At 43.5% G+C, this 12,558-nt stretch carries 11 protein-coding genes; 7 read left to right on the top strand and 4 right to left on the bottom strand.

Translation table 11 applies throughout. The annotated features are described in order from the left end of the window. The first annotated feature begins 76 nt into the window (after window positions 1–76). The 5 genes from KHS38_RS12625 to KHS38_RS12605 all read left to right on the top strand — a co-directional run bounded on the left by KHS38_RS12625 (window position 77) and on the right by KHS38_RS12605 (window position 7,178). Window positions 77–1,036 (top strand): alpha/beta fold hydrolase, encoded by a 960-nt coding sequence (locus KHS38_RS12625; RefSeq protein ID WP_213488903.1) that lies wholly within the window; start codon window positions 77–79, stop codon window positions 1,034–1,036. A 10-nt stretch (window positions 1,037–1,046) separates the two neighbouring features. After that, the gene (gene argB / locus KHS38_RS12620) at window positions 1,047–1,847 is read left to right on the top strand and encodes an acetylglutamate kinase (protein WP_213488902.1); all 801 of its coding nucleotides are present in this window, start codon (window positions 1,047–1,049) and stop codon (window positions 1,845–1,847) included. A 4-nt stretch (window positions 1,848–1,851) separates the two neighbouring features. After that, entirely contained in the window at window positions 1,852–2,667 is an 816-nt protein-coding gene (gene proC, locus KHS38_RS12615; RefSeq protein ID WP_213488901.1) for a pyrroline-5-carboxylate reductase, read from the top strand. 95 nt (window positions 2,668–2,762) lie between these two features. Further along, entirely contained in the window at window positions 2,763–4,142 is a 1,380-nt protein-coding gene (locus KHS38_RS12610; RefSeq protein WP_213488900.1) for an aspartate kinase, read from the top strand. 183 nt (window positions 4,143–4,325) lie between these two features. Continuing rightward, the gene (locus KHS38_RS12605; RefSeq protein WP_213488899.1) at window positions 4,326–7,178 is read left to right on the top strand and encodes a S9 family peptidase; all 2,853 of its coding nucleotides are present in this window, start codon (window positions 4,326–4,328) and stop codon (window positions 7,176–7,178) included. An 84-nt stretch (window positions 7,179–7,262) separates the two neighbouring features. On the opposite strand, the gene gpmA is transcribed toward KHS38_RS12605, so the two are convergent. Further along, a complete protein-coding gene (gene gpmA / locus KHS38_RS12600; protein WP_213488898.1) occupies window positions 7,263–7,952 on the bottom strand; it encodes a 2,3-diphosphoglycerate-dependent phosphoglycerate mutase in 690 nt (229 codons plus the stop codon). 101 nt (window positions 7,953–8,053) lie between these two features. On the opposite strand from gpmA, the gene KHS38_RS12595 reads away from it, so the two are divergent. Beyond that, the gene (locus tag KHS38_RS12595) at window positions 8,054–8,653 is read left to right on the top strand and encodes an acetate uptake transporter (protein WP_213488897.1); all 600 of its coding nucleotides are present in this window, start codon (window positions 8,054–8,056) and stop codon (window positions 8,651–8,653) included. Between the two features lie 25 nt (window positions 8,654–8,678). Then, the gene (locus tag KHS38_RS12590) at window positions 8,679–9,062 is read left to right on the top strand and encodes an SRPBCC domain-containing protein (RefSeq protein ID WP_213488896.1); all 384 of its coding nucleotides are present in this window, start codon (window positions 8,679–8,681) and stop codon (window positions 9,060–9,062) included. Window positions 9,063–9,148: 86 nt separating this feature from the next. Here KHS38_RS12590 and KHS38_RS12585 read toward each other — a convergent pair whose 3' ends face one another. The 3 genes from KHS38_RS12585 to KHS38_RS12575 form a co-directional block, all read right to left on the bottom strand. Beyond that, window positions 9,149–10,498 (bottom strand): OmpA family protein, encoded by a 1,350-nt coding sequence (locus KHS38_RS12585; protein ID WP_213488895.1) that lies wholly within the window; start codon window positions 10,496–10,498, stop codon window positions 9,149–9,151. A gap of 367 nt (window positions 10,499–10,865) precedes the next feature. Further along, on the bottom strand, window positions 10,866–12,047 hold the full coding sequence (locus tag KHS38_RS12580) for a trans-sulfuration enzyme family protein (RefSeq protein ID WP_213488894.1): 1,182 nt from the start codon (window positions 12,045–12,047) through the stop codon (window positions 10,866–10,868). A 9-nt stretch (window positions 12,048–12,056) separates the two neighbouring features. Continuing rightward, a complete protein-coding gene (locus KHS38_RS12575) occupies window positions 12,057–12,491 on the bottom strand; it encodes an OsmC family protein (protein WP_213488893.1) in 435 nt (144 codons plus the stop codon). Window positions 12,492–12,558 lie beyond the last annotated feature (67 nt).

The raw sequence follows: 12,558 nt of genomic DNA, 5'->3' as shown, positions 1-12,558 counted from the left end.
GTTTATGTTTCGGCAACACCAAATTCGCTTCCTTATTTGACACATAAATAACTATTTTAGGCCATTTAACAGCAAAATGAAGCATATATATCTTGTCTTATTAATTATATTTTGTATCAGACCGGCAATTGGTCAGGTTAAACCTGTTGACAGCTGGACAGACGGTAAGTACGTTAATGTAAATGGCGCCAAACTATACGTGGTAACCGTTGGCGAAGGCGATCCCATTATTTTTATATCGGGCGGCCCAGGCGGGGCGCACGTTGGTTTACGCAGCTTTGACGCACTTGCGCAAAACCATCATCAATTAATTTATTTTGATGCCTTCGGTCGCGGTAAATCAGACACCGCTAAGGTAGTCAGTGAATATACCTTAGCCCGCGACATTGAAGATATTGAAGGCTTGCGCAAGGCTTTAAAACTGGATAAAGTTACATTATTAGGCCACTCGTATGGCGGCCTGGTAGCACAAGGCTACGCTTTAAAGTATGCTTCGCATTTAAGTCATCTAATACTCGCTAATACTTTCCACAGCTATGTAATGTGGCAGGAAAACGATGACAATTCCAACCACGAAATTAAAACCAACTACCCCGAAGTTTGGGCAGATTTAATGAAAATAAGGGAGCAGGGTGCCGTGTCAAGTGATGCCAATCATCAAGATATTTATGGTAAGGTTCCTTATGGGTTTTTATATGCCTATAACCCGTCCAAATTTGAAGGCAGTGGCCGCAAACTCTACCCTAACGCTATGAATACCAAATTGTATTATCAAATGGTGGGCCGCGATGGCGATTTTTATGTAGGCAGCGATATCGGCACGTTCGATTTCCGCAAACAACTCAAAAATTTAAAAATGCCGGTGCTCATTATTGGTGGCCGTTATGATCGTGTTGCGGTGCCGTCGATGATGGTAAAGTATAAAGAATACTGCCCGCAAGCACAGTTTGTAATGTTCGAAAAGTCGGGCCACAACCCGCAGGTGGAAGAACCCGAAAAAGAGTTTGCCATAATTAATGAATTTTTAGCCAAATAAGCATATTCAGATGGACGCAAAAAAGCCTTTATATATTATAAAAATTGGTGGTAACGTAATTGATAACTCCGAGAACCTATACCACTTTTTAAAAGATTTTACGGCCATTGACGGTTACAAGATACTGGTGCACGGTGGCGGCAAAGTAGCAACTCAGCTATCCGAAAAAATGGGCGTGCAAGCGCAGATGGTTGACGGCCGCCGCATTACTGATATTGAAACGCTCCGCGTGGTTACTATGGTTTATGCAGGGCTAATCAACAAAAATATCGTAGCTCAACTACAGCGCTTTGGTACCAACGCCATTGGCTTAACCGGTGCCGACGGTAACTTTATCCGCGCTAAAAAGCGTCCGGTAAAAACGATAGACTATGGTTTTGTGGGCGACCTGGACGAAGCTTCTGTAAACGCGCAGAACATCAGCAACCTGATAGCGGCCGGTTTTACACCAGCTTTTTGCGCCCTGACGCATGACGGCGACGGCCAGATGCTGAATACTAATGCCGATACCATCGCTTCGGCTTTAGCAGTTGCACTATCTGAATTGTATGAAACCACGCTGATCTATTGTTTTGAAAAGAAGGGTGTGCTGCAAAATATTGACGATGAAGATTCATTAATCCGTGATATTGACCCCGTCCGCTACGAAGAATTAAAGAAGCAACAAATTATACACAGCGGTATGTTGCCTAAGCTGGATAACGCTTTTGCAGCGATAGGAAACGGCGTAAAAGCGGTTATCATCGGCAAGTCTGACGACTTGAAACAGTTTAGCAAGAATGAGTCTTTCGGTACACGTTTAAGTAAATAAAGCCATGAGTACACAACAAATTGCCATATTGGGCAGCGGCAATATCGGATTATCATTAGCCAAAGGACTGGCAAAAGCCGGCCGGTACCAGCCGCAGCAAATCACGTTAACCCGCCGTAATGTAGCAGCCCTCTCCCCTTTGGCGGCAGAAGGCTATCAAACTACTGCAAACAATCTCGAAGCAGTAAGCAATGCGCAGATAGTGGTGCTTGCTGTTTTGCCGCAACAACTCAATAAGTTGCTGGATGAAATAAAACCGGCGTTGCAGCCCGATAAGCAATTGTTTATCTCCGTAATCTCAGGCGTATTTTGCCAGGACATACGCCAGCATACAGGCTTGGATTTGCAGGTGGTTAGAGCTATGCCCAATACGGCTATTGCCATTGGCCACTCCATGACCTGTTTAGCTACGGATAAAGCCAATGCCGAAAATATGGAGCTGGTTAAGTCACTGTTTGATACCGTAGGTATCAGCATACAAATCAATGAAGAGCTCATGACATCGGCAACAGCTTTGTGTGCCTGTGGCATTGCCTTCTTCTTACGGTCTATCAGGGCAGCATCACAAGGTGGTACCGAAATTGGGTTTCATGCACATGATGCTTTGAAAATGGCGGCTCAAACGGCCAAAGGCGCTGCCGATTTACTGCTGCAACTGGCTTCGCATCCCGAACAGGAAATAGATAAGGTAACTTCGCCAAAGGGCTGTACCATTGCCGGACTAAACGAGATGGAGCATCATGGCTTCAGCTCGGCTATGATTAAAGGCATTCGCATGTCGGCCGATAAAGCTGGGGTACTTTACAAAAAGGAAGACTAAACCGCCTGAACGCAAATTATTTAATATTGCAATAATCTTTTGTTTACTTAGCCAATCCCGCGTACATTCGCAGGTTTTAATAGAAGAATACACCCATGTTAACAGTCGAAAAAATCGGCGGCACTTCAATGAGTGCTTTGTCTGATGTGATAAAAAACATAATCCTATACAAACGTACCGGCAACGAACTTTACAACCGCATCTTTGTCGTTTCAGCATTCTCGGGCGTAACCAACATTTTGCTGGAAAACAAGAAAACCGGCGAGCCCGGTGTTTACCACCTGATTGCCAAGCAGCAGGAATTTGAAGGCCCGCTAAACAGCTTGATCGCTCAGCTTAAAGAAATCAATAAAAAGTATGTACCGCTTGGTCTTGACTTAACTGTTGCCGACAAATTTATTGAAGACCATGTGCGCCATGCAGAAGGTTTTTTGAAACACCTTACTGGCATTCTGGCTTCCGGATACGTAAGTAACGAAGGTATTTTGCAGGCCGCTCGCGAAATATTGGCTTCTATTGGCGAAACCCATTCGGCTTTTGTATTTACCAACATCCTGCAAAATATGGGTGTCAATGCCACCCTGGTTGACCTGAGCGGCTTTTATGATCATGAGCCTTATACTATTGATCAGCGTATCCGCCAGGCATTTAAGGATATTGATTTTGCCAGCACTATCTGTATCGCTACTGGTTACACCAAAGGCACCGAGGGTATTATGCGCGAATTCGACCGTGGCTACTCTGAAGTTACTTTCAGTAAAATTGCCGTGGCGGTAAACCCTGTTGAAGCTATTATTCACAAAGAATATCACCTTTGCTCGGCCGACCCGGTTCTGGTTGGGCAAGACCAGTGCATACCTGTTGGGTTTACCAACTATGATGTGGCCGATCAACTGGCCGACGTTGGTATGGAAGCCATCCACCCGAAGGCATCCAAGCCGCTGGAAATAAACAACATCAACCTGCGCATTAAAAATACCTTTGAGCCGGAGCATCCGGGCACTTTAATTACCCGCGAGTATATATCGCCAGAAAGAAAAGTTGAAGTGATTACCGGTACCAACAAGCTGGTGATGATTGATATTTACGATCCGCTGATGGTAGGCAACGTTGGTACCGACTTGCAGATTATGCAAATTTTTGCCAACCACGGTGTGAGTTATAACTTTAAAGCCACCAGCGCCAACAGCATATCAATCGTTATCTGGCAAAAAGATTTTAAGCAGGCACTAACCGACGAGCTGGAAAGCACATTTGAAAAGATAACAGTAGAAAAAGTAGCTATGGTATGCCTCATCGGCTCAAACATGGATAAGCTAGGTTTACTGGCACAATCATCAAAAGCCCTAGCCGAAGCTGATATTAATATTGTGAGTGCAGGTTTTGCGCTACGTAAAGTGAACATTCAATTTATTGTAGCCCGGGAAGACTTTGACAATGCCGTAATTGCTTTAAATAAAGAGATGGGTAAATAATTTAAGATCCCCTTAAAGCCTTCCAGTTATGGAAGGCTTTTTTTATGCCTGTATAATTTCAGGATAATGAAATTTGTTCATTGCACCTGTATCAGAACGCCACCTCTGTAACTTTTCCATCACCAACTTTAATCCTACTTGTTTTTTATGCATTTTAGTTTGATTAAACTAAACCATTCTTTAATGCGTAAATTTTTACTTCTGGGTTTATTTTCAACCGCTTGGATAAGCATATATGCGCAGAAAGCAGCTAAAAAACCAATCGATCATTCTGTTTACGATGGCTGGCAAAGCGTAGCTAATGAAAGTATCAGCAATGATGGCAAATGGGTTTCATATGTAGTAAAGCCCCAACAGGGCGATGCTATGATGGTAATTACCAGTGCAAAAAACACCGGTAAGCTGCAAATACCCCGCGCAGATACTTCGCGTTTTACCAACGATTCCAAATATGCGATATTTTTAATCAGGCCTTTTTATGCGGCAACCCGGATGGCGCGTATCAAAAAGAAAAAGCCCGATGAGTTTCCTAAAGACACTTTAGGACTGGTAGTTTTGGGCAATCCGGCTATTACCAAAATACCGGGTGTACGTTCATTTAAGGTTGCTGATAAAGCAGCGGTGATAGCCTACCTTGCGCCAGCAGATACGTTGAAGAAACCGGCAGCCAATGATACTTCGCGCCGGGCTGTTGCTGCAACAATTGCTCCTGCTACCCGTGAAGGCGCCGATCTTACCATTAAGCAATTAGCCAACGCCAAACAGCGTACGTTTAAATATGTAACTGATTATCAGCTCAGCAAAAATGGTAAAGTTGTTGCTTTTGCGGTAACCGCGCCACGTAAAAGTCAAGATGTAAAATCAGGTTTGTACTGGTATGACATTAGCAAAGACGAAGTTAAACTGATTAGTACCGGAAGGGGCACTTACAAAAACTTATCATTTGATGAATCGGGCAACCAGATAGCCTTTACGGCAGAAAAGAACCCTGAAAAGGCACAGGTTAAACCTTACAAACTTTATTACTACACAGCTACTAAAGACAGTGCACAGGTAATAGCCGGTGCAGGCACAACTGGCATGATGCCGCAATGGGCAGTAAGCGGTGATGGCAAAGTTTTGTTCAGCAAAAGCGGTAACAAAATCTTTTTCGGCACTGCGCCTATTCCTAAACCTATTGATACCACGCTGGTTGATTTCGAAACAGCCCGTTTGGATATATGGAATTACAAAGATGATTACCTGCAACCACAACAGCTTAAAAATCTGCAACGCGAATTACGCCGCAGTTACCTGGCTGTTATCAATCTTAATGAGGGCAATAAGGTGGTGCAGTTAGCCGATAAAGGCATTCAGGATGTATCGTTACCCACTGTAAATAATGATAACCGTTACCTGTTAGGCGTTACAGACACCGGCGCACGTGTACAAGCCAGTTGGGGCAGCCAGTTACAGGAAGCTTATCTGATTGATACCCGTAACGGCCAGCGCCGCCGTATCAATGCCCGTGCAAAAGCGCGGTACATGCTTTCGCCCGGTGGTAACTACGTTGTTTGGTTCGATGCCGGTAATCAAAACTGGTACAGCTATGCCATAGCAACCGGTAAAACTCTAAATCTTACAAAGCAGGCTGGCGTTAAATTTGGTGATGAAGATAATGATGTACCGGACGATCCGAATGCATATGGCGTTGCCGGCTGGACCAGCGGCGACAAGCACCTGCTGGTGTATGATCGTTACGATATATGGAGCCTTAACCCGGCTACCGGCGACGCTGTAAATATTACGCAAGGCTACGGACGCAAAAACAAACTGATATTCCGTTACCCGCAACCAGGCGGCCGTTCTGCAACAATGGTAACAGCTTCATCAGGAGATGACGATGATAAATATATTCAAACGCAGAAACCATTATTGCTATTCACGCAAAATGATATAAATAAGCAATGGGGTTATTATAAAATAAACTTTGGCAGCGCTAAAGCACCTGAAAAAATGGCTATGGGCCCATACAGCTTCGCCAATTTCCAAAAAGCAAAACAAGCCGATGTGTATGTATACACCAAGCAAAGCTATGTACAATCGCCCGACCTGTATGTAACTACCGATCTGAAAAGAGAAATAAAGTTAAGTGCCATCAATCCGCAGCAATCCCAATACAACTGGGGTACCGCCGAGCTGGTGTCATGGACCACGCCTAAAGGCTACGCATCTAAAGGCATTTTATACAAACCCGAAGATTTTGACCCAACCAAGAAGTATCCTATGTTGGTTTACTTTTATGAAAAGCTGAGCGAAGGTTTCTATGGTTACATACCGCCCGCCCCAACGCCATCACGCCTGCCCATCTCCTACTTTGTGAGCAACGGCTACCTCGTGTTTGCACCTGATATTAGTTATGAACGTGGCCAACCAGGTGCATCAGCTGTTGAATTTATTAATTCGGGAGTTGAAGCCTTGAAGAAAAACGCTTGGGTGGATGGCCAGCATATTGGTATTCAAGGCCAGAGCTGGGGCGGTTACCAGGTGGCTTACCTCATTACTCAAACCAACATGTATGCCGCAGCCTGGGCAGGTGCGCCGGTTGCCAACATGACCTCAGCTTACGGCGGTATCCGTTGGGAAAGCGGCATTACTCGTGAGGGCCAGTATGAGCATGGGCAAAGCCGCATTGGTGATAACCTGTGGGATAATACCAACCTATATATCCAAAACTCACCGTTGTTTCAATTTCCGAAAGTACAAACGCCGGTGGTTATCATGTCTAACGATGCAGATGGTGCCGTGCCATGGTACCAGGGCATTGAAATGTTTACGGCTTTACGCCGTTTGGGAAAACCTGTTTGGCTGCTGCAGTATAATGACGAAGCCCATAACCTGGTTCAACGTAAAAACCGCAAAGACATCAGCATCCGCGAAGCGCAGTTTTTTGACCATTACCTGAAAGGTGCACCTATGCCGGTATGGATGGCCAAAGGTGTACCAGCTGTTGACAAAGGCCGCGACTGGGGCTTAGCTCTTACGGATGAAAAATAATAAATCAGCATAATCGCTACCTTAAAACAAAAGCCCTTGCGTATTACTTATGCAAGGGCTTTTATTTTGGGTTTAGATATAATCTTACTCAAGATAGTAGTGACGTATCTGATTCAATCTTTCGTCCAGTTCATAAACCCACGGCGTGGCAGTTGGTATGTCTAGCTGACTTACCTCTTCGTCCGATAAGTTATCAATATATTGTACTAATGCCCTGATGCTGTTACCGTGTGCACAGATAATCACTTTCTGATTTTGACGCAAGGCAGGTATAATACTTTCGTGCCAGAACGGCAAAGCACGGTTCATCGTTTCGCTTAAATTTTCGGTAAGCGGAATTTCGCGGTAAGTTAAATCGTTGTAGCGCAGATAATGCCCTGGAAAGCGCTCATCATCTTCGGTAATAGCTGGCGGGTGCTCATGCGGGTCACGTCGCCATTTGTGTACCTGCTCTTCACCATATTTTTCAATGGTTTCCTGCTTATTTAATCCCTGCAGTGCACCGTAAAAACGTTCATTGAGTCGCCATGACTTTTGTACGGGTATCCACAGCATATCCATTTCGTCCAGTACGATGTGCAGGGTTTTGATAGATCGTTTAAGTACGGAGGTAAAGGCCATATCAAAAGTATAACCATGCTTTTTGAGCAAAGCACCGGCCCTTTGTGCCTGATTGCGGCCTTCTTCTGATAAATCGACGTCAGTCCAGCCGGTAAAGCGGTTTTCCTGGTTCCATATACTTTCGCCGTGGCGTAATAATACTAACTTTTGCATATACAAATCAATAACCTGATTTTACTAAATGGGTTTCCTAATTAATTGTGTATTGCAAATGAATGACTTATATTGTGATAACCAATAACAATCCTAAATTTATGACGATTCCAGAAACAACCACAACAGTGGTGGTTAAAGACGGCCATGCTAACCCGGCACCTCTTGGGTTATGCGCGTTTGGGCTAACTACTGTTTTATTAAACATTCACAATGCCGGCATTACCGAAATGAGTTCCATGATATTAGCCATGGGAATATTTTACGGCGGGCTGGCCCAAGTAGTTGCAGGAATAATTGAAGCTCGCAAAAACAACACTTTCGGTTTAACCGCTTTCACATCCTACGGCTTTTTCTGGCTTACATTAGTTTGTTTAATTGTAATGCCTAAACTCGGATGGGCCCCGGCTGCAAGTAACGAATCAATGACCGCTTATTTGAGCATTTGGGGTGTATTTACCTTATTTTTATTTTTTGGCACGCTTCGTTTAAGCCGTGCACTGCAGTTTATATTTGCATCGCTTGCGCTACTTTTTTTCTTGTTGGCTATAAGCCATGCAACACAAAACGAATACATTGAACATATTGCCGGTTATGAAGGTATCATATGCGGAGCCTCTGCCATATATACCGGGATGGCTGGTGTGTTAAATGAAGTTTATGGCAAAACAGTACTACCCGTTGGTATTGTAAAAACCTGATAACTTTATTTCGTAGCTTTGTATTGTGAAAGATTACAAAAAGTATTACATCATTCCGGCAACGCCAGAGGAGATTTACCCGGCGCTAACCAACCCGTTTACTATTGAGCTGTGGACAGGCGAACCTGCGGAGATGTCGACCATACCCGATACGGAGTTCAGCATGTGGGACGGCAGTATTGTGGGCAAAAACCTGGAATTTGAAGAGAACAAGAAAGTTGTACAGCAATGGTACTTTGACGGACAGGCCGAGCCATCCATTGTTACGATCAAATTACATGCTGATAAAAAACACACCTCGGTAGAGTTACGCCACACCAACATACCAGATGAAGCTTATGAAGATATGGTTGATGGATGGAACAGCGCTTATATGGGTGGGTTAATGGAATTTTTCGAGAGCATATAATTCATTCCTAAACGAATAGAAAATAAAAAAAGCCGCTTATATAAAGCGGCTTTTTTACTTATTAAAAGATTCTAATTATTTATAGACTAGAATAAAGTAAACTCAACACGACGGTTCTTCTGACGACCGGCATCGGTTTTGTTTGATGCAATTGGTTGTGTTTTACCATAACCTACAGCTTCGATACGTGATGGGTTAGCACCTTTGCTTACTAAGTAAGCTTTAACAGATTCAGCACGATCTTTTGATAATTTCAGGTTAGCATCAGCAGAACCTACGTTATCAGTATGGCCTGCTAATTTCAAGCTAAAGTTTTTGTTAACCAAAATATCAGCAACACGGTCTAAGCTTGATAATGAACGCTCTTTGATATCGGCTTTACCAAATTCAAATTCCAGGTTTTTGATCGCTTCTCTAACCACGCGGCGGTCTTCTTCAGTTACGATAACTTTGGTAACCGGAGTTGGAAGCGGACAGCCTGAACCGTCTACTTTAGTACCAGAAGGTGTATTTGGACATTTATCGTTTAAGTCGAATACACCATCACCGTCGCTATCAGTAGTTAAACGGGCTAAGTTCGAGTTAGTAGTATTTAAATCATTACGTAATTGTTCGTTTTGTGCTTTTTGCTGATCTAATTGGATCTGCAGTGCACGTTCAGACATTAAGTATTCGGTACGCATTGATGATACCGGGTTGTGACGGGCCAACTGTGGTTTTGAACGTTTGCCTAAAGCAAATTCTAAACCAGCGTGTGCATAAGCAAACTTATCGTTAGTGCTGCCATAGTTGTAGCCATCTAGGTTATCACCTTGTACAAAGTTAACTTGGTAACCTAAGTCTAAATTGATACCAGGAGCTAAACCTACTTTTACACCAGCACCCAGTGGGATATAAAACTGGTGGAAATCATCAGTACGTGCAGTGTAATTTTCGGCACCGTTAGCATATAAAGAAGTGCTATAAGCCATTGAACCACCACCTACAGAAACGTATGGTGAAATTACGCTACGGTTTTTTAACCAGTTGATGTTGGCAATAGTGATGTTGGCACTGATGTCAACAGCATACTTGATTTTGCTTTCAAAACGTTGGTAAGGGTAAGATGCATCAGCAGGGTTAGTACCTTGTACGTGACCTCTGAAGAAATTAGCTTGTAAGCCTAATGAATGCCAGATTTGCTTTTTAACGTAAGCACCGTATCCCCATCTTTCGTTAGGTGTTCTGTAATCGTTTTCTTTACCACGGAAAATAGTGTAAGGAGTCATCATACCACCATGCACACCGATTGACCAGGTACGGAAATTATTCGCACCGGAAAATGGTTGAACATAATCTTTAGACATTGCAGTAGTATCAGGAGTTTGTGCAAAAAGTTTGCTGCTCATTACTACTCCTGTCAGTAAAAGGCCAGCTTTTTTAAAATTGTGTTTCATATAGTTCAATGTTAAAATATGAGCCCAGATGCGAGTAATTGTATCGATGGGCATGCACTCCCAAAGTCAAGTATAATGCCATTGAACAGTTAACGCCCTTACAGTACTACTAATAAATCCAACCTATTGTAACAAGAATGATACATTAAAAGCACGTTAACACACTGTAAACAAAGGTTATGCACAAGCACTTATTAGAAATATATTATAGATAAAGTAAATTTTCTTTCAAACACACACAACTTAAAGCTATAAAAAACACTGTAGCCAATACTGTACACCTTTACTAATCCATAAACAAAAACGCCCTGAACAAGGGCCAACATTAATACTCTCGTTCAGGGCGTTTTTGTTTTATAAAGTAGCTTTAAACTGTGCTCTTGTTTAAAGCCTGAGTAATATCAGCAATTATATCATCAATTTTTTCCAAGCCGCACGATATACGGATTAATCCCGGCGTAATACCTACGGCGGCGCGTTGCTCATCGGTAAGTTTGGAGTGTGTGGTGCTGGCCGGGTGCGATGCAATACTACGGCTATCGCCCAGGTTGGCTGTTACCGACAGCATTTGCAAATTATCCAGGAATTTGCGACCGGCTTCTAATCCACCTTTTATTTCAAAACAAATAATACCCCCCCCGGCAGTCATCTGCTTTTTAGCGATTTCATACTGCGGGTGGGTAGCTAAAAACGGATATTTTACCCAAGCTACATTAGCATTGGTTTGTAACGTTTCGGCGAGTTGTAAGGCATTTTTGCAATGGCGCTCCAAACGTACATCCAGTGTTTCCAAACTTTTGCTTAACACCCAGGCATTAAACGGAGACAATGCCGGACCTGTATTGCGGCAGAACATATAAATCTCTTTCACTAAATCCTCGCGGCCTACAATTATACCGCCCATTACCCTGCCCTGTCCGTCAATCCACTTGGTTGCTGAATGTACTACGATATGTGCACCATAATCAATAGGGCGCTGCAGTAATGGCGTTGCAAAACAGTTATCTACGTTCAGAATCAGATTATGCTTTTTGGCAAATTCACCTGCCCACTCTAAATCGATCACCTCAAGCTGCGGGTTGGTTGGCGTTTCCAGGTATACCATTTTGGTGTTAGGCTGCACCGCTGCGTCCCATGCTTCCGCATCATTAGCTGGTACTAAAGTGCAGGTAATGCCGTAACGTGGTAGAAATTTGTTTACCACAGTGAAAGTACTTCCAAAAACTGAACTACAGCATAATAAATGATCGCCTTGCTGAAGCAGCGCCATCATAGACGAAAATACTGCACTCATGCCGGTTGATGTGGCAAATCCTGCATCGGCATTTTCCAGCATGCACATTTTACCTATCAACTCATCTACGTTAGGATTACTGAAACGGCTATAAATATTATCATCCGTTTCATCAGCAAAAGCAGCACGCATGGCTTCGGCCTCATCAAAGGTAAAGCTGCTGGTTAAATACAGCGGCGTTGAATGCTCGTTTTGGTGAGTTTTTGGCATCCGCAAGCGGATGGCCTGGGTTATAGGATCCAGTTTTTCTGACATTATAAGTAATTATTTAGCTTCGGAAGGATGCACAAACACCTCCGATTTAATGGCAGCACCCGCTTTTTCAAGCGTGGCCGATACGGAACAATATTTATTTAAGGATAATTCAACAGCGCGTTTGGCTTTATCAGGGTCAACGTTGCCGTAAAGGTGAAACTCAATCGTTACATCTTTCCATAAGGAAGGTTCTACACCGGCTTCACGGTCGCCCCTGATCTGCATACGGTAATCCGTCACCTCCTGACGCTGCTTTTTCAATATACTTAGCACGTCAATGGCCGAGCAGCCGCCCAGGCCCATCAGTAACATTTGCATTGGGCGCACGCCAAAATTTTGGCCGCCACTTTCCGGACTGCTATCCATTTTTATGGTGTGTCCGTTTTCATCTCTGGCCTCAAAGCCATAGTCGCCGCTTACACGTTCAAGTTCTATAACAGGCATATGATCTTATTAATGTGGCTAAAATAGAATTTTAGCCCATATATTTTGTAGGGATTGCGTAAAATGA

This window comes from Mucilaginibacter sp. Bleaf8, assembly GCF_018390515.1.
Taxonomy (GTDB): domain Bacteria; phylum Bacteroidota; class Bacteroidia; order Sphingobacteriales; family Sphingobacteriaceae; genus Mucilaginibacter.
Note: the sequence above shows the minus strand (reverse complement) of the source record. Positions and strands in the feature narration are given on the sequence as shown.

Bases quoted from the DNA above. Each gene is read 5' to 3' on its own strand.
- KHS38_RS12585 (WP_213488895.1), bottom strand. From the start codon at position 10,498: ATGAAACACAATTTTAAAAAAGCTGGCCTTTTACTGACAGGAGTAGTA.
- KHS38_RS12580 (WP_213488894.1), bottom strand. From the start codon at position 12,047: ATGTCAGAAAAACTGGATCCTATAACCCAGGCCATCCGCTTGCGGATG.
- KHS38_RS12610 (WP_213488900.1), top strand. From the start codon at position 2,763: ATGTTAACAGTCGAAAAAATCGGCGGCACTTCAATGAGTGCTTTGTCT.
- KHS38_RS12625 (WP_213488903.1), top strand. From the start codon at position 77: ATGAAGCATATATATCTTGTCTTATTAATTATATTTTGTATCAGACCG.
- KHS38_RS12605 (WP_213488899.1), top strand. From the start codon at position 4,326: ATGCGTAAATTTTTACTTCTGGGTTTATTTTCAACCGCTTGGATAAGC.
- gpmA (WP_213488898.1), bottom strand. From the start codon at position 7,952: ATGCAAAAGTTAGTATTATTACGCCACGGCGAAAGTATATGGAACCAG.
- proC (WP_213488901.1), top strand. From the start codon at position 1,852: ATGAGTACACAACAAATTGCCATATTGGGCAGCGGCAATATCGGATTA.
- argB (WP_213488902.1), top strand. From the start codon at position 1,047: ATGGACGCAAAAAAGCCTTTATATATTATAAAAATTGGTGGTAACGTA.
- KHS38_RS12595 (WP_213488897.1), top strand. From the start codon at position 8,054: ATGACGATTCCAGAAACAACCACAACAGTGGTGGTTAAAGACGGCCAT.
- KHS38_RS12575 (WP_213488893.1), bottom strand. From the start codon at position 12,491: ATGCCTGTTATAGAACTTGAACGTGTAAGCGGCGACTATGGCTTTGAG.